At 66.5% G+C, this 20,390-nt stretch carries 18 protein-coding genes and 1 tRNA gene; 13 read left to right on the top strand and 6 right to left on the bottom strand.

Going from position 1 to position 20,390, the window contains the following annotated elements:
* Window positions 1-49 precede the first annotated feature (49 nt).
* Window positions 50-1,540: an FAD-dependent oxidoreductase gene (locus ARGLB_RS08905; protein WP_003801319.1), complete on the bottom strand. Its 1,491-nt coding sequence runs from the start codon at window positions 1,538-1,540 to the stop codon at window positions 50-52.
* A 158-nt stretch (window positions 1,541-1,698) separates the two neighbouring features.
* On the bottom strand, window positions 1,699-2,373 hold the full coding sequence (locus tag ARGLB_RS22740; RefSeq protein ID WP_003801317.1) for a DUF4232 domain-containing protein: 675 nt from the start codon (window positions 2,371-2,373) through the stop codon (window positions 1,699-1,701).
* A gap of 468 nt (window positions 2,374-2,841) precedes the next feature.
* On the opposite strand from ARGLB_RS22740, the gene ARGLB_RS08890 reads away from it, so the two are divergent.
* The 3 genes from ARGLB_RS08890 to ARGLB_RS08880 all read left to right on the top strand — a co-directional run bounded on the left by ARGLB_RS08890 (window position 2,842) and on the right by ARGLB_RS08880 (window position 9,603).
* Window positions 2,842-6,015, top strand: coding sequence for an efflux RND transporter permease subunit (locus tag ARGLB_RS08890; protein ID WP_139023303.1), 3,174 nt, complete (start codon window positions 2,842-2,844; stop codon window positions 6,013-6,015).
* 125 nt (window positions 6,016-6,140) lie between these two features.
* Window positions 6,141-6,464, top strand: a complete 324-nt coding sequence (locus ARGLB_RS08885) for an efflux RND transporter periplasmic adaptor subunit (RefSeq protein ID WP_003801312.1) — start codon at window positions 6,141-6,143, stop codon at window positions 6,462-6,464.
* 1 nt (window position 6,465) lies between these two features.
* Window positions 6,466-9,603, top strand: a complete 3,138-nt coding sequence (locus ARGLB_RS08880; RefSeq protein WP_003801311.1) for an efflux RND transporter permease subunit — start codon at window positions 6,466-6,468, stop codon at window positions 9,601-9,603.
* Here the strand turns inward: ARGLB_RS08880 and ARGLB_RS08875 are convergent.
* Complete coding sequence (locus ARGLB_RS08875; protein ID WP_003801309.1) at window positions 9,600-10,181, bottom strand: SRPBCC family protein; 582 nt, start codon at window positions 10,179-10,181, stop codon at window positions 9,600-9,602. The genes ARGLB_RS08880 and ARGLB_RS08875 overlap by 4 nt on opposite strands.
* A 104-nt stretch (window positions 10,182-10,285) precedes the next feature.
* Between ARGLB_RS08875 and ARGLB_RS08870 the strand changes: the two genes are divergently transcribed.
* Window positions 10,286-10,639, top strand: a complete 354-nt coding sequence (locus ARGLB_RS08870; RefSeq protein ID WP_003801307.1) for a hypothetical protein — start codon at window positions 10,286-10,288, stop codon at window positions 10,637-10,639.
* A gap of 469 nt (window positions 10,640-11,108) precedes the next feature.
* Complete coding sequence (locus ARGLB_RS08865; RefSeq protein WP_043418511.1) at window positions 11,109-11,879, top strand: NAD(P)-binding domain-containing protein; 771 nt, start codon at window positions 11,109-11,111, stop codon at window positions 11,877-11,879.
* A gap of 25 nt (window positions 11,880-11,904) precedes the next feature.
* On the opposite strand, the gene ARGLB_RS08860 is transcribed toward ARGLB_RS08865, so the two are convergent.
* Together ARGLB_RS08860 and ARGLB_RS08850 are read right to left on the bottom strand one after the other, a co-directional pair.
* Complete coding sequence (locus tag ARGLB_RS08860) at window positions 11,905-12,510, bottom strand: dihydrofolate reductase family protein (protein WP_003801301.1); 606 nt, start codon at window positions 12,508-12,510, stop codon at window positions 11,905-11,907.
* A 537-nt stretch (window positions 12,511-13,047) separates the two neighbouring features.
* A tRNA-Ser gene (locus ARGLB_RS08850) sits at window positions 13,048-13,137 on the bottom strand.
* 148 nt (window positions 13,138-13,285) lie between these two features.
* On the opposite strand from ARGLB_RS08850, the gene ARGLB_RS08845 reads away from it, so the two are divergent.
* The 4 genes from ARGLB_RS08845 to ARGLB_RS08830 are packed head-to-tail and all read left to right on the top strand — an operon-like array spanning window position 13,286 to window position 17,144.
* The gene (locus ARGLB_RS08845) at window positions 13,286-14,332 is read left to right on the top strand and encodes a zinc-dependent alcohol dehydrogenase (RefSeq protein WP_043418508.1); all 1,047 of its coding nucleotides are present in this window, start codon (window positions 13,286-13,288) and stop codon (window positions 14,330-14,332) included.
* Between the two features lie 3 nt (window positions 14,333-14,335).
* Window positions 14,336-14,734 carry a 6-pyruvoyl trahydropterin synthase family protein gene (locus ARGLB_RS08840; RefSeq protein ID WP_003801297.1) on the top strand — a complete coding sequence of 133 codons (399 nt, stop codon included), beginning with the start codon at window positions 14,336-14,338 and terminating at the stop codon, window positions 14,732-14,734.
* A gap of 7 nt (window positions 14,735-14,741) precedes the next feature.
* On the top strand, window positions 14,742-15,914 hold the full coding sequence (locus ARGLB_RS08835) for a glycosyltransferase family 4 protein (RefSeq protein ID WP_003801295.1): 1,173 nt from the start codon (window positions 14,742-14,744) through the stop codon (window positions 15,912-15,914).
* Window positions 15,915-15,917: 3 nt separating this feature from the next.
* A complete protein-coding gene (locus tag ARGLB_RS08830; RefSeq protein ID WP_003801294.1) occupies window positions 15,918-17,144 on the top strand; it encodes a DNA glycosylase AlkZ-like family protein in 1,227 nt (408 codons plus the stop codon).
* Between the two features lie 26 nt (window positions 17,145-17,170).
* Here ARGLB_RS08830 and ARGLB_RS08825 read toward each other — a convergent pair whose 3' ends face one another.
* A complete protein-coding gene (locus tag ARGLB_RS08825; RefSeq protein ID WP_003801292.1) occupies window positions 17,171-17,677 on the bottom strand; it encodes a nucleoside deaminase in 507 nt (168 codons plus the stop codon).
* 60 nt (window positions 17,678-17,737) lie between these two features.
* Here ARGLB_RS08825 and ARGLB_RS08820 point away from each other — a divergent pair, with 60 nt between their 5' ends.
* The 4 genes from ARGLB_RS08820 to ARGLB_RS08805 are packed head-to-tail and all read left to right on the top strand — an operon-like array spanning window position 17,738 to window position 20,367.
* On the top strand, window positions 17,738-18,571 hold the full coding sequence (locus ARGLB_RS08820) for a phosphatase PAP2 family protein (protein WP_003801289.1): 834 nt from the start codon (window positions 17,738-17,740) through the stop codon (window positions 18,569-18,571).
* A 12-nt stretch (window positions 18,572-18,583) separates the two neighbouring features.
* Window positions 18,584-19,219 carry a uracil phosphoribosyltransferase gene (gene upp, locus ARGLB_RS08815; RefSeq protein WP_003801288.1) on the top strand — a complete coding sequence of 212 codons (636 nt, stop codon included), beginning with the start codon at window positions 18,584-18,586 and terminating at the stop codon, window positions 19,217-19,219.
* Between the two features lie 43 nt (window positions 19,220-19,262).
* Window positions 19,263-19,640 carry a VOC family protein gene (locus ARGLB_RS08810; RefSeq protein WP_043418505.1) on the top strand — a complete coding sequence of 126 codons (378 nt, stop codon included), beginning with the start codon at window positions 19,263-19,265 and terminating at the stop codon, window positions 19,638-19,640.
* 46 nt (window positions 19,641-19,686) lie between these two features.
* On the top strand, window positions 19,687-20,367 hold the full coding sequence (locus ARGLB_RS08805) for an HAD-IA family hydrolase (protein ID WP_043418550.1): 681 nt from the start codon (window positions 19,687-19,689) through the stop codon (window positions 20,365-20,367).
* The last annotated feature ends 23 nt before the right edge of the window (window positions 20,368-20,390 follow it).

Raw genomic sequence — 20,390 nt, 5'->3', positions numbered from 1 at the left:
CTCCATCATGCCTCACGGCACTGACACCTATAGGAACATCAGAAGTTCTCTACCCGGCCGGCGGAAGGTCGCGCGTGGCCGGCCCTTCAAGGACCTGCCCGTCGCTGCTGAACCGGGAGCCGTGCAGCGGGCAGTCCCAGGACTTCTCGTTGTCATTCCAGTGCAGGATGCCGCCCAGATGCGTGCAGACGGCGGACAGGCTGCACGTCGTTCCGTTAACGGTGGACGTGGCCACGGGCTTCCGGTCGCGCAGGGCCACGGTTCCGGTGCCCTCGGCCGGCACGGCGCCGTCGGCCGGTGGCAGCTTTTTCAGTCTGCCCCAGTCCTTGGCCAGCGTGGCGGCCACTCCGGCATTCAGGGTCACGGCAGAGGCTGCGCCCGGAGGCGATGTCACCCGGCGGTGGATGGTGTTGGCCCACGGCAGGTGGCCTCCGAGGATGTCCGCGGCGATGCCCAGGGATGCGGCCACCGCGTTGGTCATGCCCCATTTGTTGTAGCCGGTGGCGAAGAAGATGCGTCCGCGGCCGCGCGGGAACTTGCCGAAGAACGGCATGAGGTTGGTGGCCTGATAATCCTGCGCGGACCACGTGTGGGTGACCGCGGCAACGGGGAAGTGCTGCCGCGCCCAGGACAGGACATCCTCCAGGTGCGCCTGTTCCGAGTGCGCCTTTCCTACCGGGTGCCCGTTGCCACCCACGAGGAGGAGATTCCGGCCGTCCGCAGGGTAGTCCCGGAGGGAACGCACGGGCTGTTCGACGGACAGGTACATGCCTTCGGGCGGTGTGGCATCTCCGGTCAGCTCCAGGGCTGCGGCGTAGGAGCGGTTCGGTTTGAGCTTGGCGAAGTAGAGGCCGCGGTTCAGGATCGGGCTGCCCGTGGCCAGCACCACCGAGTCGGCCTGGACCGATCCGCGGTCAACGTGGATGGTTGATGGCCCCGCGCCGGTGACGTTCCGGACCCGCACCCCAGTGACAATCCGGCCGCCGTGGCTCCGGACGTCCTCTGCGAGTGAAGTGAGCACGTCCATGGGGTTGATCTGGGCCTGACCGCGGAGGCGCACGGCTCCCCGCACGGGAAACGGCAGGCCAGCATCCCGGACGTAGTCCACTTCCAGGTCGGCGCTAAGGGCCGCGACAAGCTCCGCGCGGACCGCTTCCGTACCCTGCGTGGTGGTGGCGTAGGTGTACGCGTCGCGCAGCTGGAACGGCACACCCCGCTGTTCCAAGTACCGAAGCAGCCACGCCTGCCCCTCCCGGTTGCCGGACACATAGGCGTCCACAACCTTCTGCGGGTATTGCTGCCGGAGGGCGGAGAGCACGGTGCCCTGCAGCAGGGTTACCTTGGCGGTGGTGTTGCCGGTGGCCACTGCGCCCAGCCCGCGTGCCTCCAGGACGAGCACGTCCTGTCCCGAGCGGGCCAGCAGCAGCGCCGTGGTCAGGCCGGTCAGGCCCGCACCCACCACCACGGTGTCAAAGGACTCGCCGGGGGTGAAGGGGTCGCTGGTGAAAGTGTCGGTCCGGTCCAACCAGAGTGACGTCACGTGTCTCAACCTGCCTTTGGCCTGCGTCTTTGTCGCGAGGCGTTCCCGCGGCTGGCCCCGCCCTGCCAGCCAGGACCCCGACTAACCGTAAGTGTACTTACGAAGTTGGGGGCGGAACAGGCTTGCAGGAGGGCAGGGTGGTTGCGGCAGACTTTGCCCTAGCGGGCCTGGAACGCGCCGATGCTCAGGAGCTCAATCGAGGCATTGCTGCAGGCATCCGAGGGCCGTGCCACGAACAGCGACGCGGTGTCCTCCGGCGGGTAGACCCGGAAGCCGGCGGCTGCGGTCTTGGCGCAGTCCGGGTAGTTCCCCGCCTGGGTGTAACGGAGCACCGCCGTGCCGGACTTCCCGGGCGCCAGCAGGACGTCCTGGACGGCGACGGAGGTATCGCGCTGCGCCGGTGCCCCGATCGGCTGCCCGTTGGGCCCGGTGGTCAGCGACACACCGGCGAAGCCCTTCAGGTGGCAGGCGGATTTGCCGCTGTTGGTCAGGATCAGCTCCATATAAACGCTGCCGGCGGCACCGCCGCCTGTGGCGTCCGTGGTGGCCTTCAGTCCGGAGGCCTTGCACAGCTGGGTGCCGGCGGCGGTGGACTGGGGTGCCGCTGAAGTGGCCGTCGGGGACGCTGGTTGGGGTTGGGCGGGGGCGGCAGAGGACGACGACGGCGCGGAAGTTTCGGGGGCCGACTGGGTGCTCGGGGTGGCTGAGCCGGGTGCCGGTTCGGTAGTCCCCTGGCTGGCGGGCTGGCTTGGCCCGCAGGCGGCGAGTAGCAGCGCCAGTGCGGCAGCCGCCGTCGTACCTATTAGTCCTTTGGTGATTCGCTGTGGCCTCATGGCTCTAACATTGCGGGCGTTCCTGCCGGAGTCAACGATGGCGCGGCGGACACCCGGATTTGATGTCCGGATTGTGACATCGGCCCGCAGGCTCCATCCGTTCGGCCCAAACCGGTTTCTGCCGACGGTGATGCAACGATAAACCACTTCGGTGGCGCAGAATTGGCTAATTTCAGCGCAAATGTTGCGTTGATCTGCAGATTTCGGTGTGCCAAACTGATCTTGGTCTCGCTTGTCCAATTTTGCGTAGAAATCGAAAAGCCGGCAGGGAAAGCCGGCTAGGAAATAACGCTCATAGTCTGGCCGCGGTCCATCATCACTCCCTTGGCCAGAAGTGTCCTCCGGTAAGGGGGACACGCAGGGTTGCGGGGAGACAGCTCGGCACTCGTCCACAGCAACGCCGCTGTGGACGTACCTTAAGAGGCGCATCAGTCATTGGTTCCGGCAACGCCGCCGGAGCCAATAACGATGGGGGCTGAGGTTATGACCGGTTGGCTTGTCCGCTGGAGTCTAAAGTTTCGATTGATCGTTTTAGCCGCTGCTGCCGGTGTTTTAGGGTTCGGTTTAACGACCCTGCCGTCAATGTCAGTGGATAATCTTCCAGAATTCTCTCCACCGCACGTGGAAATTCAAACCGAGGCACTGGGCCTGTCCGCCGTTGAGGTCGAACAGCTTATTACCTCACCCATGGAGGCCGACCTCCTGAACGGAGTTGCCTGGCTCGACGAAATACGTTCGAAGTCAGTCCCGGGCCTTTCCTCCATTGAGATGGTTTTTGAGCCCGGCACCGATATTCTCCGCGCCCGGCAGCTCGTTGCCGAGCGCCTGACGCAGGCTTTCGCGCTGCCCAACGTGTCGTCTCCGCCGGTGCTGATGCAGCCGCTCTCCTCGACGAGCCGCGTCATGATGGTGCAGATGACGTCCCAGGACGTCTCGCCAATCGACATGTCGGTCCTGGCCCGCTGGGACGTCAAGCCGGCGCTGATGGGTGTCCCGGGGGTGGCAAATGTCTCCATCTACGGCCAGCGCGAACAGCAGCTGCAGGTTCAGGTGGACCCCAAACAGCTCCGGGCGAAGAACGTCACCCTCAACCAGGTGGTCGAGACCGCCGGCAACGCGGTGTGGGTGTCCCCCCTGAGTTTCCTTGAAGCTTCGACCCCGGGTACGGGCGGATTCCTCGAATCCGCCAACCAGCGCATCGGCATCCAGCATGTGCTGCCGATCCGGACGCCTGAGGATCTCGGCAAGGTCAGCGTTGAGGGCGCCTCTGACAAGACGCTGACGCTGTCCGACGTCACCACCCTGAGCGAGGACCACCAGCCCCTGATCGGCGACGCTGTCACCGGCAAGTCGCCCGGCCTGCTGCTGGTCATCGAGAAGTTCCCGGACACCAGTGTTGCGGACGTGACAAAGGGCGTTGAGGCGGTACTGGACGGTCTGCGTCCGGGCCTCTCCGGCATCACTGTGGACTCCACCGTGTTCCGGCCGGCCACGTTTGTTGAGTCCGCCGTAGGCAGCCTGGGACTTGCCCTGCTGGTCAGCCTCCTCGTGGTTACCGCGGCGATCGGCCTCGCGTTCCGGTCCTGGCGTTACGCCCTGCTGGCCTTCGTGGCCATCTCCGTGGCGGCCACGGCTGCTGCGCTAGTGCTGCAGTTCCAGGGAGCGGTCCTGAACATCATGGCGTTCTCGGGTCTGGTACTTGCCCTCGTCCTCGTCATCGGCGATGTCATCACCGACCTCCACAGCTTCAGGCGGGAATCGGCCGATGACCGGGTGTCGCGTGAAGCCCTGCTTGCCCACGGTCTGCAGCGGTCCCGCGTGCCGGTCCTGTTCGCCGGCCTCACCGCGCTGCTTGCCCTGGCACCGGCACTGTTTGTGCCGGGCGTGGAAGGGGCGTTCCTGAAGCCCCTCGTGCTCTCTTACCTGCTGGCAACTGCCGTGGCGATGCTCGTCGCCCTGACAGTCACACCGGCCCTTGCGAGCCTGCTGCTGCGGGGTCACAGGCGGGCCCGGCGCAGCCTTTCGGTAATCCGGAAGGCCCGGCTCGGCTATGAGCGCTCGGCGAGGGCGTTCACCGGAACGGTGGCCGCAGTGTTCGCCCTTGCGGCTGCGGCGATGGCAATAGCCGCACTTGCAATCGTGCCCGGCGCCACGAAGGAGCTTCCCGTTGTGGCGGCTGTTCCCGACCGGACCCTCCTTGTCGAATGGGAGTCGGCGGCAAGCACAGGGACCGAAGTGATGAACAGGGTGATGACCAGCGCCAGCGAAGAGCTCAGCGCAATCCGCGGAGTCTCCTCCGTGGGCGGCCACGTGGGACGCGCCATTACCTCCGACACCTCCTCTGACGTCAATGCCGGCGAACTCTGGGTGACCATGGAGGACGGCGCCAACATCAGCAGGGTGCGCTCTGATGTTCGCGAGATTGTTGAGGGGTACCCGGGCCTGACGGCGAAGGTAACCACCTACCCGGAGCAGCAGGTTGCTGCCGCCAGCGCAATCGACAACCGCCAGTTCAGGGTGCGCGTCTACGGCGTGGACCTGGACATCCTGCGCCAGAAGGCAGATGAAATCCGCGGGATCCTGTCGCGTACCGACGGCGTGGTTGAGCCGCAGGTGGATGTCACCGTAGACCAGCCTGTTGCGGAGATCGAGGTTGACCTCGCCAAGGCGCAGAAGCAGGGCATCAAGCCGGGCGATGTCAGGCGGGCGGCTGCCACCGTCCTGCAGGGCATCGAGGTCGGGTACCTGTTCGAGCAGCAAAAGGTGTTCCAGGTGATCGTCAAGGGCACGGAATCCACCCGCAACAGCCTGACCAGTGTTACGGAAATGATGGTCGACAAGCCTGAAGGCGGGCAGGTCAGGCTGGGTGACGTGGCCACGGTCACGCTCCGCCCGAACCAGACCGTGATCCACCATGACGACACCTCCCGGCGCATCGATGTCGTGGCCAACATCCAGGGCCGCAATCTCGGTGACGTCACCAGGGACGTCCAGGCCGCCATCAAGGGAATGCAGTTCCCGGTGGAGTACCATGCTGAGATCCCGCCGCAGTACGCCGAAAAGGAGGCCGCCGGCGCGTTCATCTGGTGGCTCGCCCTGGCGGCAGCAGCCGGCATCCTGGTCCTTCTGCTGACGGTCCTCGGCAACTGGCGGCTCGCGGGGCTGGTCTTCGTGCTGCTTCCGGTGGCACTGTCCGGCGGCATCCTTGCTGCGGACCTGGCCGGCGGTTTCGGCTCGGTCTACGTGCTGGTGGCCCTGGCGGCGGTGCTCGCCCTGGCAGTCCGGGACGTGATCATGCTGATGGGAACGTACCAGTCCCTGCAGTCCCGTGCCCCGTCGGAGTCGCCGGCGCACCTGATGCGGCAGGCGGCCGGGGAACGGCTGATGCCGACTGTTCTGACCACCGTGATCACCGGGCTGGCGCTGGTGCCCCTGGTGCTCCTGGGCGGGCCGGTCGGCGGAGGCATGCTCCTTCCGCTGGCGCTGGTTGTGTGGGGCGGGCTTATCACCTCGGCCCTGCTGACCCTATTTATTCTGCCGATCCTCTTCCTCCGCATTGGTCCACGCACCAACACGGACTGGGGGAGCTCATTGGTGAACAACAATGGACCGGTTCTGGCAGAGAGGTCGGAATTGTCATGAAAAGCAAGAGTGGTTTTGGGGGCTGGCGTTCTGTTCTCGTGCTGGCCTGCGCAGCATCAATGAGCCTCGCCGGCTGTGCGACAGTGAAAACTGCGGCGACACCCGCCGGGCAGGCAGCGTCAACCATGGAAAAGGCCGGCCCTGACCTGAACAAGCTGACGCTGACCGACAAGGCAGTGGAAAGGCTGTCAGTGACCACGGTGAAGGTGGCCAAGGGTGAAGGCAGTCCGCTGCAGGTGCCCTACGGAGCACTGGTCTACGACGCCAACGGCAAGACCTGGGTCTACACGAACCCCGAGCCGCGGACGTACATCCGGGCCGCGGTGACCGTGGACAAGATCGTCGACAACAAGGTCCAGCTCCGGTCCGGTCCGCCTGCAGGAACCGATGTAGTCACCGTTGGTGCCGCGGAACTGTTCGGCGCCGAATTCGGCACTAAGGGTCACTGACATGCGCCGGATTGTCGGGTTCAGCCTGAAATTCCGCGCCTTGGTGGTGGCCATCGCGGTGGCAATGATGGCGTTCGGCGGCGTCCAGCTCAGCACGGCCTCGGTGGACGTCTTTCCCGAATTTGCCCCGCCGAAGGTGGAGATCCAGACCATCGCCATCGGCCTCACCGCTGCCGAGGTCGAGCAGCTGGTGACCGTCCCGCTCGAAGACGCACTGAACGGCGTCGAGGGTCTGGACGAGATCCGCTCCAAGTCCGTGGAGCAGCTGTCCTCAATCGTGCTGATCTTCGCTCCGGGGGCGGACCTCCTCAAGGCCCGCCAGCTGGTTTCGGAGCGGATCGCCACCGTCACGCCGTCGCTGCCCACCTGGGCGGCCCCGCCGGTGATGCTGCAGCCGCTTTCGTCCACCAGCCGGGTCATGAAGATCGGTCTGACATCGGATCAGCGGTCGCTCATGGAAATGTCCATGATCACTTACTGGAAGATCCGGGCCCACCTGCTGCGTGTCCCCGGTGTGGCCAACATAGCCATCTGGGGTGAGCGCCTGCAGATGCTGCAGGTGCAGGCGATTCCGGAGAAACTGAAGGCCAATGATGTCAGCCTGAACCAGGTCATGGAAGTGACCGCCAACGCCCTTGACGCGGGCCTGTTGCAGTACTCACCGGGGTCCGTCATCGGTACCGGCGGCCACTTAGAGACGCCCAACCAGCGGCTCAGCATCCAGCACGTGCTGCCGATCACCACACCGAAGGATCTTGCGGAGGTCACCATCGAGGAGAAGAACGGGAAGCCGCTCCGCCTTGGTGACGTGGCCAATGTGGTGGAGGACCACCAGCCGCTCATTGGCGACGCCGTGATCAACCAGGGCGAAGGGCTGATGCTCATCGTGGAGAAACTTCCGTGGGGCAACACCCTGGAAGTCACCAGGGGTGTTGAGGCGGCGCTGGAGCAGATGGAGCCGGGACTCAGCGGCATCACCATCGACACGGAGATCTTCCGACCGGCAACGTTCATCGAGGAATCCCTGAACAACCTCAGCCGCGCGCTGATGCTGGGCTGCATCCTCGTAATCCTGGTGCTCGGCGCGTTCCTCTTCCAGTGGCGGACGGCGCTGATCAGCCTGATCGCCATCCCGCTGTCGCTGGTGACGGCGGCCTCCGTCCTCTACCTCACTGGAGCATCGGTGAACACCATGGTCCTGGCGGGGCTGGTGATTGCCGTCGGGGTGGTGGTGGATGATGCGATTATCGACATCGAGAACATCATCCGAAGACTCCGGCAGCACCGGGCGGAGGGCGGGACGCGGTCCACGGCCTCAGTGGTCCTGGAAGCCTCCCTTGAGGTCCGCGGTCCGATCATCTATGCCACGTTGATCATCATCGCTGCGGCGGTGCCGATCTTCTTCCTCCAGGGACTGACCGGGGCCTTCTTCAGGCCGCTGGCCATCTCCTACACCCTGGCGGTGCTGGCATCGATGCTCGTGGCACTGACCGTCACACCCGCGCTGGCACTGATCTTCATGCGGAAAGTTCCGCTGAAGGAACAGGAACCTCCGCTGGTGAGGGTGCTGAAACGCGGCTACCGCGCCGTCCTGAGCCGGATGGTGAGGCGGCCCGTGGCGGGGTACGCCACCTTCGGGGCCATGGCGGCCATCGGTGCTGTCACGGCACCGCTGCTTGGGCAATCGCTGCTGCCTGACTTCAAGGAACGCGACTTCCTGATGCACTGGCTGACCCAGCCGGGCACGTCGGTCACGGAGGAGTACCGCGTCAGCCAGAAGGCCTGCGAGGAACTGCTCACCATTAAGGGTGTCCGGAACTGCGGCTCCCACATCGGGCAGGCCTTCAACGCCGACGAGGTCGTGGGCGTGTACTTCGGTGAGAACTGGATCAGCATCGACCCCGCCGTGGACTATGACCAGACACTGAAGTCCATCCATGAAGTGGTGGATGGCTATCCCGGCATCGTCCGCGACGTCCAGACCTACCTGAAGGAAAGAATCCGCGAGGTTCTCACCGGTGCCAGCAACGCCGTCGTCGTCCGGCTTTACGGGGACGACCTGGCTCTCCTGCGCTCAAAGGCGGCGGAGATCCATGCGATCTTTGACGGAACCGAAGGGGCCATTGACGTCCAGACGGCCCTGCAAAAGGACATTCCGCAGATCAATATCGAGGTTGATCTGGCAAAGGCCCAGAGCTACGGGCTGAAGCCGGGCGACGTCCGCCGGGCCGCAGCAACCATGGTGGCCGGCGAGGAAGTCGGCGACGTCTACCGGGGCGGCAAGGCATACGACGTCCAGGTCTGGAGCCCGCCGGAGGTCCGTTCCGATATCACGGCCATCCGGAACCTGCCCATCGATACACCGAGCGGGCAGAAGATCCTGCTGTCCGACGTGGCCAGCGTCCAGGTCAAGCCGACCCCGAACGTCATCCAGCGCGATGCGCACTCCAGGCGGATTGATATCCAGGCCAACGTGAAGGAAGGCACCCTGGGCAACGTGGTTGCGGCCATGGAGGAAGGGCTCAAGAAGGTTGAGCTGCCTCCGGGCTTCCGGACGCAGATCCTGGGTGAGTTCCAGGAGCGCCAGGCGGCGACCAACACCCTCCTGACACTCGCCATCGGGGCGCTCGCCGTGATCTACCTGCTCCTGCAGGTGGCCTTCGGAAGCTGGCGGCTGGCGACGCTGGTGATCCTCACGCTCCCGATTGCCCTGGTGGGCGGAGTATTCGCCGCCTTCATGGGCGGAGGCGTGCTGTCACTGGGGTCCATTGTGGGCTTCCTGACGGTCATGGGAATCGCTGCCAGGAACGGCATCCTGCTCGTCAATCACTGCCAGCATCTGGAGAAATATGAGGGTGAAAAGTTCGGTCCCGAACTGGTGCTGCGGGGCGCCGGGGAACGCCTCTCGCCGATCCTCATGACCACCCTGGCCACGGGGCTTGCCCTGGTGCCGCTGGTGGTCCTGGGGAACATCCCCGGCCATGAGATTGAACATCCCATGGCCCTGGTGATCCTCGGCGGGCTGGTAACGTCCACGCTGCTCAACCTGTTCGTTGTCCCGTCGCTGTACCTGCGGTTCGCCAAGCCGAAGGCCAGCCGGAACCAGGCACCGCCGGAGCCCGTACTGGCTAACGCCTAGCCACGAATCCGCCGGTCCCTCCGCCGCCCACGCCCCGCCACCCGCGGGAACGTGGGCGGCGGTGGCGCGGGGACGGAATGCGGACCGGTGCCCGCGCGCCGGCGGCGCAGCTCCAGCGCAAGGCTCTCCTGCCCGCGGGCCATTGCCCAGCGGTGGTTGGCCGCGAAGCCGGGCTTCAGCAGCCAGCTGAGCCGCCTCAGCAGCGGCTTGGTGGCACTGACCCGCCAGTCGTAGGTGATCAGGACTTCCGGTCCGTCCTGCTCGAACGTCCAGCGCCCTGTCCCGTCCAGGTCGCCGGTTGCGCGGATCGCGAAGCCGCTGCTGGTGATCGGTTCCGTGACGGTCAGCGTCCAGCGGAGGGTGTAAGGGAGCCAGCCCTTGGTGTGGAGCCTGGCCATCCGCCCCACACCGTTCTCCGTGCCCGGATGGATGGGGTCCACGCTGAGGTACACGGAGGGCCACCAGGTGGCCAGTCCGACAGGATCGCCCAGGATTTCGGCGACGTCATCCGTGGTCCCTGCCACCCGCCAGACCGTGACGAAGGCGTAGTCCGTGCTCCTGGTGCCCTTGGCGTTCATGTGTGACTCCTGCCCGCGAAAAGATCTGCAACCATTCAAGCGCGTGCCGCCCGTCCGCCATAGACTGCTGGCGTAAGTCACCACGCCCAAATTGAGGAGTAGCGATGAACTACAGCGGAAGCCAGTACGAAAAGGCCGTGACGGCGGGGGAGCTTGACCGCAGCCACGTTGGCCAGACGGTCAGCTTTCAGCCGAACGATTTCACCGTGGTGTTCGGCAGGATCGCCGGAATCGCCCGCACCGACGCCCAGGTGTACCTGAGCCTGGAAGGGGTCGGCGGCGGGACGCACCTGAAGGACGAGTATGACCTGCCCGTGGCGCACGAGGTGTACGTGCAGCTGGACCCGCTGAGCAGCGCAGGGAAGACGATCTCGGATGCGGAGCGGGTCATCAAGGAGAAACTGGACGAGATCAAGAAGAACCTTCTCGACCGGGACCAGAAGTCCGGCTCCGAGTAACACCCCAGCTGTCGGCACAGGCAGCGAAGAACCCCGCTGCACAACCGTGCAGCGGGGTTCTTCTAGGCAACCGCTCCATATATGGGGGAACACGGAGCGTCCCTGTCAAAACTAATGGAAAGCTTGCTTAGGTCTCAAATCGGAGCCACTTTTTCCCAAGCCCGCGGCGGTACTATCCCCCTACCGTCGCCGTAACGGGTCTCCTGGATCTACGGCCTCGGTAGGTGGCCCGCTCTGCGAACCGGGGAATGAGCGGGCCGCCGCCCCGGCCCGGGAGTGCCGACGCCGGATTGGTCACTGGATGACCGGCTGGGCTGTACCTGTTCCTAGCAGCACAAGCGCGCAGGCGCCATTGATCAGGATGGGGTTCGTAGGGGTGATGTGCTGCGTCATCACGACCCGGAACGAGTGTATCTGCAATAGATTCGGACGCTGCCGCCGGGTGCCGGTCGTAGGGTAGATTCGTCCGGTGACCACTTATGGCGTCCTTGGAGTTGGCTCAATCGCGACGGCGATCGTCACTGGGCTTTGCCGCGGTGTGGCCGATCCGCCAGAAATTGTGCTTTCCCCAAGGAACGCCGAACGAGCGACAGAGCTCGCGGCGCAGTTGCCGTCGGTGCGGGTGGCCGTGGACAACCAGCAGGTCGTGGACGACAGCGACGTGGTGGTCGTCTGCCTGCTGCCCAGCCACGCTGCGGAGGTGCTGGCCGGACTGCAGTTCCGCGCCAATCACGCCGTGGTCAGTGCGATAGCCGGATTCCCTGTCGCGCAGCTGGCCGGACCAGTCGCGCCCGCGACGGACATCGCACGAAGCATCCCGCTCACCGCCGTGGCGACTCGCAGAAGCGTGACACCTGTGTACCCGGCAACGCCGGCAGCAACGGGGCTGTACGACCGGCTCGGCGGGAGCATGGAGATCGCCAGCGAGCTGGCATTTGAATCAGTGTCCGCGGCATCCGGCACGGTAGCGGCGTACTTTCGCTACCTCGGAACGATCGCCGACTGGCTGTCCAGCCGCGGCATCCCGACAGCCGCGGCGCGTCGCTACGTCGCCGACACCTTCGCTGCCCTGTCCGGCGAACTCGACTCGCCTGGCGCGGACTTCGCGGCCCTCGCCCAGTCACACACAACGCCCGGAGGGCTCAACGAGCAGTTCGCGCGCGACCTTGAAGCCGCAGGAACCTACGACGCTGTGCAGGGCGGCCTCGACGCGCTGCTTGCAAGAATCACCGAAAAATAGCAATCGCTGGTCCGGCGGACCCGAGCTAGCTGACGCGGCGATAGCGGATGTGGGTGGCCAGCGGCGAGTGAAGCACCTCGGCGGGTTCGAAGCCGAAGGATTCAACGCCGTCGAAGATGCGCTCGCCCGAACCGAGCAGGACCGGTGCGATGTCGAGGGTGAGCTCGTCGATCACGCCGGCGATCAGTGCCTGTCGGACGGTCGACGCCCCGCCGGCAATGTCCACGCCGTTATCGCCGGCGGCCCGGCACGCAGCGGAGTAGGCCGCGTCGAAGCCCTCGGTGACGAAGTGGAAGGTCGTCCCGCCGTCCATCTGGATCGGGTCATGCCCGTGATGGGTGAGCACGAACACCGGCGCGTGGTAGGGCGGTTCGGGGCCCCACCACCCGGTCCATTCCTCATCCCAGTCCCCGCGGACCGGGCCGAACATGTTCCGACCCATTACATACGCGCCCCGCGGGCGCATGAGCCATCCGTTCGCGACCTCGTCGGCATCGTTGGCCCGTGCGTCGCCGATGTGCCAGCCGTGCAGCTCCAGCCCCCGCTTGCCCAGGGGGTTCTCACGGCTCTGGTCCGGCCCGGCGACGAAGCCGTCCAGCGAGATCGACATGTGGCAGGTGGTGTCCGGCATCGCGAACCTCCGAATGATTGCGATTTGCATGCGGTCGTGCGCTGATTCTGGGACTGTAGCACGTGACGGCCTCCGTGCCGACGGGCTCCGGCGGCTGGCCACACTGCGCCTCCAAGTTCAGCGTCTGCAACCCATACAGCTTGAGCAGTTCGGCCCCTGGACTGCAGCCGCCGTAGCAAGCTTGCCTTGAACCTTCCGGCCCATCTGGCGGTATCGAATACTGTGTAAGACGGCGAAGAGTATGAACGCCCCGCCCATAAACAGCGGCCAAGGCCAGTCGGCCATGGCTACGACGCTGAGGGTCAGCCCGTACATCGCGGCCAGGGCCAGCCAGTACCTTACAGTGGCGTTCTTATTCATCAGCATCCTCGGTTGAAGTCGATCACAGATCCGGCAAGCGGTGGGTCATGAATCCCGGACTGCCGATGTGCAGGAATGAATGACATCAGGCTGCTACTGCTGCGTTACCCAAGACCTTTCCGGTCAAAGCAAAGACCCCGGTTCCCTTGTTTACAAGGGAACCGGGGTCTTTCTCATTGGCGGTGACGGTGGGATTTGAACCCACGTTGGCTTTTACACCAAACAACATTTCGAGTGTTGCACCTTCGGCCGCTCGGACACGTCACCAACCTGAATAGGGTACCGGAGCAAGGGCCGCATCCCCAAAACGGCATCCTTTTGCCGGCAAACACAGTCAGCGGCCCGGCGTTCGGAGCGGGCGCGCCGGGACGCATCTTCCCGGAAATCGGGGCCGGGCACTAGATTCATAAGCAAGATGAGTACTTCCCAGCAGCACAATGAAGCAACCGCATACTGGACCGTGGCCCCTGGCCGGGGTGAACTGCGCAGCGAGCAGCTGCGCGTCCCGGGCCCGGAGGAGGCTCTGGTGCGCTCGCTTTATTCGGGCATCAGCAAGGGCACCGAACTCGTGGTCCACCAGGCCGCCGTACCGCCCTGCATCGCCGAGAAGATGCGCGCCCCGCACCAGGAGGGCTCGTTCCCGTCGCCGGTAAAGTTCGGCTACCTGTCCGTGGGCGTGGTGGAACAGGGCCCGGATGACTGGATGGGGCAAACAGTCTTTTGCCTGCACCCGCACCAGGACCGTTATGTGGTGCCGGTGTCCGCGCTCACCCGCGTTCCCGACGGCGTTCCTCCCCGCCGCGCGGTCCTCACCGGCACCGTGGAAACGGCCGTGAACGCGCTGTGGGAGGCGGGGCCAAGGCTGGGCGACCGCGTCGCCGTGATCGGCGCCGGGCTGGTGGGCGGCATGGTGGCCACGCTGTTGCGTACGTTCCCGCTGGCGCGGCTCCAGCTCGTCGACCTGGACCCCGACCGCCACGACCTTGCCGACACGCTGGGCGTGGACTTCGCGCATCCCGACGACGCCCTGCCGGACTGCGACATCGTGTTCCACTGCTCCGCGTCCGAAGGCGGGCTGGAGCGCAGCCTGAAGCTCGTGGGGGACGAGGGCGACATCATCGAGATGTCCTGGTACGCCGACCGGAAAATCACGATCCCGCTCGGCGAGGACTTCCACGCCCGCAGACTGTCCATCCGGGCCAGCCAGGTGGGCGCCGTGGCGCGGGCCCGCCGGCACCGCCGGACCAACGCCGACCGGCTGGAACTCGCCATGTCCCTGCTGACAGATCCGGTGTTCGATGCCTTCCTCACAGGTGCCTCCGCGTTCGCCGAGCTGCCGGGCGTGGTCCAGGACCTGGCCGGCGGCCGGCTCGAGGCGCTGTGCCACGTGATTGAGTATCCCGCCACTGATGATCCACTGCCTGAAGACCACCGGACCGCCACCACCGAAACAGCGAGGTAACCATTGTTCAGCCTGACCGTTCGCCGCCACTTCATGATCGCCCACAGCCTTCCCCGGGAGGCGTTCGGGCCTGCCCAGGGCCTGCACGGGGCGACCTTCGTGGCGGAGGTGACGTTCCGCCGTCGTGCCCTCAACGAGGACGCGATCGTGCTGGACATCGGCGCCGCCGGCAGCATGATCGAGGAGGTGCTGGCCGGGCTCAACTACCGCAACCTGGACGACCACCCGGACTTCGCCGGGAAATTGAGCACCACCGAGGCGCTGGCGCAGTACATTGCCGGCGCCGTCGCGGATCGGCTGCGGGAGGACACTGACGGCCGGGAACTCGCCGGCCTGGACGTCACGCTGCGCGAAAACCCCGATGCCTGGGCGAGCTATGCGCTCGAGTTCGACCGCGACTAAGGCCGACATGCTGCCCCTGCCAGCCATCCGGCTCCTGGTTCCTGCGAACATCCGCCATAACTCCGGCGGCAACGTCTACAACGCCGCACTGGCGCAGGGCCTTGAGCAACTGGGAGTCGGGGTAACCATCCAGCCGGTCGACGGCCAGTGGCCGGTGGGCAGCAAGGAAGAACGACGGCGGCTGGCCGGCCTGCTCGGTTCGGGAACCGCTGGAGGTGGCCCGGCGGGTGTGCCGGCCAGCACCATCACGATCGTTGACGGTCTGGTGGCCTCCGGCGCCCCCGAAGCCATGGAGGCGGCCGCCGCCGGCGGGCAGGCGCCGTGGGTCCTGCTGCACATGCCCCTGGACGAGCACCCGGACCTGGAAGCCCGGGCACTCCGGGCGGCTGCCGGTGTGATCTGCACCAGCGGTTCGGCCGCCGCCGAGATTACCCGGCGGCACGGCCTGGCCGGCGTCCGCGCTGCGCTGCCCGGAACCGGGCGTGCCCGGGTGGCAGGCGGATCCGAGCCGCCGCGCCTGCTTGCCGTGGCGGCACTGCTGCCCAACAAGGACCAGCTGACGCTCCTCGGTGCGCTGGCCCGGCTCCAGGATCTGGAGTGGACGGCAGCCCTCGTCGGCTCGGCCACGGCGGACCCCGAATACGCCCGCCAGATCGCGGCGGCGGTCGACCGGCACGGGCTGGGCGGCAGGGTGCAGCTGCCCGGCGAACTGACGGGGCAGGCGCTCGAGCAGCAGTGGCACGCCGCTGATCTGAGCCTGCTGGTCTCCAAGGTGGAGGCCTTCGGCATGGCGGTCACCGAGTCTGTGGCCCGCGGGGTGCCGGTCATCGTCCGGGCCGGTACCGGCGCGGTGGAGGCGCTGGGACTGGGCGCAGAAACCGCGCCAGGGCCTCCGGAAGGTGCGCCCACCCTGCCCGGCGCCGTCGTCGAACTCGGTGACGCAGGGGATGTTGATGCCGGAGATGTTGCGTCGGGGGAGGAGGAGCCGGAGCCGCTGGCGGCCCTGTTGCGCAGCTGGCTCACGGATCCCGCGCTGCGTGCCGAATGGCGCCGGCGTGCTCTCGCCGGCCGGGAACGCCTGCCTGGCTGGGACGCCACTGCACGGCGGGTACTCGGCTACGTGGCGCCGGAGGCATCGCAGGGCGGCCATTCCTCGCAACCGCCTGCTGATGGAGAATGAGGCATGACCAGCCACGTCCCGTCAGCCCCCACCCTGGAAACTGCCATGGCCCCCACCCCGGAGCTTCTCCGTGCCTGGGCCTGGCACCGGCAGGGGCTGGACGGCACGCTCGGGGGCCGCACGTCACAGGAGGTGCTCGCCGCGGCGGGCTGGGCCAGGTCCGTGGGCGGCGCCAATCCGTACCTGACCCTCTTCGCCCGCGCCGGAATCCGCCGCGACCAGGTGGACGCGGATGTCCGCGAGCTCAGGATCCACGAACTGCCCACCGCCCGCGGCTGCACCTACGTGCTGGGCCGGGAGGACTTCGACTGGGCACTGACCCTTGGCAAGAGCGCTGAAGAGGCCTTCCGGGTGCTGGCCCGGCTCGGTGTGGACCGCGGCGAGATCACGCTGCTGGAGGAACAGATCCTGCACGTTCTCGGCGAAGCCGACAGTCCGCTCGACCCCAGGCAGCTGAAAGAGGAGCTCGGGGAATCGGTGCGGAACCTGGGCGAGGAAGGCAAGAAAAAGGGGGCCGCCACCACGCTGCCCACGGCGCTGGGGCTGCTGCAGGCCGACGGCCGGATCCGCCGCGTTCCGGTTAACGGGCGGCTGGACCAGCAGCGCTATGCCTACACTCCGTGGGGCCTTCCGCCCAGCCGGCTCGGCCCGGAAGGCGCCCGCGAGGAACTGGTCCGCCGCTACCTCGGCTGGACGGGGGGCGCCACCAGCAAGCAATCCCAGTGGTTCACCGGCTTCACCCTCACCGACACCAAGGCGGCGCTCGCCGCCGTCGGGGCCGTGGAGGTTCCCACCGCCGCCGGCGACGTGCTCTGGATGCTGCCGGCCGACGTCGAACGCCTCGCGGACTTCAGCCCGCCGGAGGGGGAACAGATCCAGTTGCTGGCAGGCACCGATTCGCTCGTGCTGCACCGCCGGAACGCCGGTGACCTGTTTGCGGACGCGGACCGGGACCGGAAGCTGCTGAACACCACCCTGGCGCTGCAGGCGGACCTGCCGGACCACCCCATCTTTGACCGCGGCACGATCATTGGACTCTGGCAATACGATCCCGGCAGGGAAAGGATCGCCGCCTGGCTCTTTGCCGGCCGGACGCCCGCCGTCGAACAGCGCATCGCCGAGATTGAGGCGTGGATCCGGGAGGATCTGGGCGACTTCCGCTCCTTCAGCCTGGACTCGCCATCGTCCCGGCAGGAGCGGATCGACGCGCTCGACGCCGCTGGCGTCTGACCAGCCGCCGTCTAACTGGCAGGCGTCTAACCAGCAGTGCGGTGGGCTGCGAAGAAGTCCCGCAGCAGCAGGCCGCATTCCTCCTCCTGCACGCCGGCGTAGACCTCCACCCAGTGGTTGAGGCGGCGCTCCCGCAGAATGTCGAACACGGAGCCCGCCGCCCCGGCCTTCTCGTCCCAGGCCCCGAACACCACGCGGTGGATCCGGGCCAGAACGATCGCCCCGGCACACATGGCGCACGGTTCCAGGGTCACCACCAGCGTGCAGTCCTCCAGCCGCCAGCCGTCGCCGCTGCCGCCGTCGAGCATGGCGCGTTCCCGCAGCCGCGCGGCGGCCTTCCGGATGGCCACCACTTCGGCGTGCGCAGTGGGGTCACCGAGGGCCTCACGCTCGTTGCGTCCGGTACCCAGGACCGTCCCGTCCGGACCGATCACGACGGCGCCAATCGGCACGTCCTCAGTGGCCAGGGCCCGCCGGGCTTCTTCGAGGGCAAGGCCCATCCATTCCAAGTGTTGCGGATCTGCCGGGGCCATGGGTCAATGATAGTTTCGAAGGATACTTAGCATCGGACAACGCGAGTGCCGGGAGTAACGATGAAGTCCCTGACGGAGAAGTACGGCCGGTGGCTGGGGCCCTACGCGGCCCTGTGGATCACCCTCATTATCGGCGGCTTCCTGGTGGTGGTCCTGACGCTCCTCAGCGCCGAGGTATACAACAGCGTTGTCGACCAGGACGGCGTTTCCGGGCTGGACAGACCCGCCCTCCAGCTGGCCAAGGAATACCGGAACCCCGGCCTCGACTCGGCCGTGACGGCCTTCACGAACATCGGCGGCGGCATTGGCATGCCCATCCTGGCGAGCCTCCTCGTTGCCTGGCTGATCTATGTCAGCCGCAGCTGGCGGCCGCTGATCCTGGTGGGAGGCGCGGCGGCAGTCTCAGTCACCGCTACCAGCGTAGGCAAGACGCTGCTCGGCCGGACCCGTCCTGACCACGTCGACGCCGTTCCGCCGTTCGAGTTCTCGCCGTCATTCCCCAGCGGGCACACGCTGAACACCACCGTGGTGATCGGCATCGTGGTGTACCTCATGTGCCTGGAGTTCCGGAAGACCTCGGCGCGGACGTGGATGATCATCGCGGGGGCAGCGTTCATCATCGCCATGGGACTGAGCCGCGTGTTCCTCGGCCACCACTGGCTGACAGACGTAATGGCAGCCTGGTTGATCGGGGCGGCCTGGGTGGGTGTGGTGATCCTGGCCCACAGGCTCTTCCATGTCATCCGACGGCGGGAGCACGCCGGACCCGCGCCCACGTTCGAGCACCCGGCCCATCTGAAGGACAGCGCAGACGAGCGGGCGGAGCGCCTCCAGGGGTCTCCTGATGCCGGCGGAGGAGCCGGAACCCGGGGCGGGGAGCCAAGCCCCGGGTGATAGTTTTGACCCATGCGCACACTCGTCGTGGACCATCCGCTGGTCGCCCACAAGCTCACCGTCCTGCGGGATAAGAACACCTCCTCGCCGGTCTTCCGCCAGCTCACCGAGGAGCTGGTCACGCTCCTCGCCTACGAGGCCACACGCGACGTCCGCACCCAGCCGGTCACCATCGAAACCCCGGTCGCCACCACGGTCGGCACAGCGTTCACCAAGCCCACGCCGCTGGTGGTTCCCATCCTGCGCGCCGGGCTGGGCATGCTCGAGGGCATGACCAAGCTGGTCCCCACCGCCGAAGTGGGCTTCCTGGGCATGGCCCGCGACGAGGAAACCCTGGACATCATCACCTACGCAGAGCGCTTGCCGGACAACCTTTCGGGCCGCCAGATCTTCGTCCTCGACCCCATGCTCGCCACCGGCGGCACGCTGCGTGAGGCCATCAAGTTCCTGTTCAAGCGCGGCGCCGCTGATGTCACCTGCATCTGCCTGCTGGCCGCTCCGGAGGGCCTGGCCAAGCTGGAGGAGGAGCTCAAAGACGCCAACGTCACTATCGTCCTTGCCTCCATCGACGAGAAGCTGAACGAGAAGGCCTACATTGTGCCGGGCCTGGGTGACGCCGGCGACCGGCTCTACGGCATCGCCGGCTAAAGCCCCTTCCGAAGCGCGGGGCGCCCCGGCTAGCCTGTGCAGCATGGACTGGAAACTTGAACTCGTCTTCGTACCCGTGTCCGACGTGGACCGCGCCAAGGACTTCTACGTCAACAAGGTCGGTTTCAACGCCGACTATGACGAACGGCCCATGGACGGCATCCGCTTCGTCCAGCTGACCCCGCCTGGGTCGGGCTGCTCGATCGCCATCGGGGAAGGCCTCAACGACGCTCCTCCGGGCACGGCGCCCAGCCTTCAGCTGGTGGTGAGCGACATCAACGCCGCCCACGACCAGCTCAAGGCGAATGGCGTGGACGTCAGCGACGTGGACATCCAGGACTGGGGCCACTTCGTCTATTTCGCCGACCCGGACGGCAACAAGTGGGCGGTGCAGTACCTCCCCAACCGGCCGAACGGCTGAGTTCCGGAGTGCACGTTTGCCGCGAGGATAGTGCAGGATGGAAGCCATGAGTCTTCCTGCCGAATCCGCCACCGTCACGCTGACAGCCAGCGCCGTCCTGTTCGACATGGACGGCACCCTGGTGGATTCCACGGCAATCGTGGAGCGAGTGTGGACAGAATTTGCCGGACGCTACGGCCTTGATATCGCGGAAATCCTGCGCACCTCGCACGGCGTGCAGGCTCTGGATACGGTCCGCCGCTTCGCTCCTGAGGGTGCCGACATCTACGCCCTGGCCGCCGAGCTGGGACAGATGGAACTGACCGAGACCGACGGCATCGTCGCGGTTCCGGGCGCGCTGCAGCTGCTCGACTCCCTGCCCGCCGATGCCGTGGCCCTGGTGACCTCGGCGTCGCGCGACCTCGCCACTGTCCGGATGGCTGCGGCGGGGGTGGAGATGCCGGCGGCGGTTGTCACCTCCGAGGACGTGTCCCGGGGTAAGCCACATCCCGAGTGCTACCTGCTCGGCGCGTCCCTGCTCGGGGCCGACCCCTCGGAGGCGGTGGTGTTCGAGGACGCTCCCGCCGGGATCGCAGCAGGCGTCGCCGCCGGCATCCGGACCGTCGCGGTGGGCCCGAACACCGGTGTCCTTCCCGACGGCGTGCTGCACATTCCTGACTACACCGCCGTTTCCGCGTCGGTGGAGACCGGTGAGGACGGGCGCCGGGCGATCTCCCTGCGGCTGTAGGCAGCCTGGACGGTCCACGGGCC

It is taken from the genome of Arthrobacter globiformis NBRC 12137 (assembly GCF_000238915.1).
GTDB lineage: Bacteria > Actinomycetota > Actinomycetes > Actinomycetales > Micrococcaceae > Arthrobacter > Arthrobacter globiformis.
The sequence above is the reverse complement of the archived record's forward strand: the minus strand, read 5'-3'. Positions and strand labels throughout refer to the sequence as shown.

Excerpts from the sequence above, each read along its gene's own strand:
- ARGLB_RS08875 (WP_003801309.1), bottom strand. The coding sequence starts at position 10,181 with ATGAACGCCAAGGGCACCAGGAGCACGGACTACGCCTTCGTCACGGTC.
- ARGLB_RS08890 (WP_139023303.1), top strand. The coding sequence starts at position 2,842 with ATGGGGGCTGAGGTTATGACCGGTTGGCTTGTCCGCTGGAGTCTAAAG.
- ARGLB_RS08860 (WP_003801301.1), bottom strand. The coding sequence starts at position 12,510 with ATGCCGGACACCACCTGCCACATGTCGATCTCGCTGGACGGCTTCGTC.
- upp (WP_003801288.1), top strand. The coding sequence starts at position 18,584 with ATGCGCACACTCGTCGTGGACCATCCGCTGGTCGCCCACAAGCTCACC.
- ARGLB_RS08885 (WP_003801312.1), top strand. The coding sequence starts at position 6,141 with ATGGAAAAGGCCGGCCCTGACCTGAACAAGCTGACGCTGACCGACAAG.
- ARGLB_RS08845 (WP_043418508.1), top strand. The coding sequence starts at position 13,286 with ATGAGTACTTCCCAGCAGCACAATGAAGCAACCGCATACTGGACCGTG.
- ARGLB_RS08825 (WP_003801292.1), bottom strand. The coding sequence starts at position 17,677 with ATGGCCCCGGCAGATCCGCAACACTTGGAATGGATGGGCCTTGCCCTC.
- ARGLB_RS08810 (WP_043418505.1), top strand. The coding sequence starts at position 19,263 with ATGGACTGGAAACTTGAACTCGTCTTCGTACCCGTGTCCGACGTGGAC.
- ARGLB_RS08820 (WP_003801289.1), top strand. The coding sequence starts at position 17,738 with ATGAAGTCCCTGACGGAGAAGTACGGCCGGTGGCTGGGGCCCTACGCG.
- ARGLB_RS08830 (WP_003801294.1), top strand. The coding sequence starts at position 15,918 with ATGACCAGCCACGTCCCGTCAGCCCCCACCCTGGAAACTGCCATGGCC.
- ARGLB_RS08835 (WP_003801295.1), top strand. The coding sequence starts at position 14,742 with ATGCTGCCCCTGCCAGCCATCCGGCTCCTGGTTCCTGCGAACATCCGC.
- ARGLB_RS22740 (WP_003801317.1), bottom strand. The coding sequence starts at position 2,373 with ATGAGGCCACAGCGAATCACCAAAGGACTAATAGGTACGACGGCGGCT.
- ARGLB_RS08805 (WP_043418550.1), top strand. The coding sequence starts at position 19,687 with ATGAGTCTTCCTGCCGAATCCGCCACCGTCACGCTGACAGCCAGCGCC.
- ARGLB_RS08870 (WP_003801307.1), top strand. The coding sequence starts at position 10,286 with ATGAACTACAGCGGAAGCCAGTACGAAAAGGCCGTGACGGCGGGGGAG.
- ARGLB_RS08880 (WP_003801311.1), top strand. The coding sequence starts at position 6,466 with ATGCGCCGGATTGTCGGGTTCAGCCTGAAATTCCGCGCCTTGGTGGTG.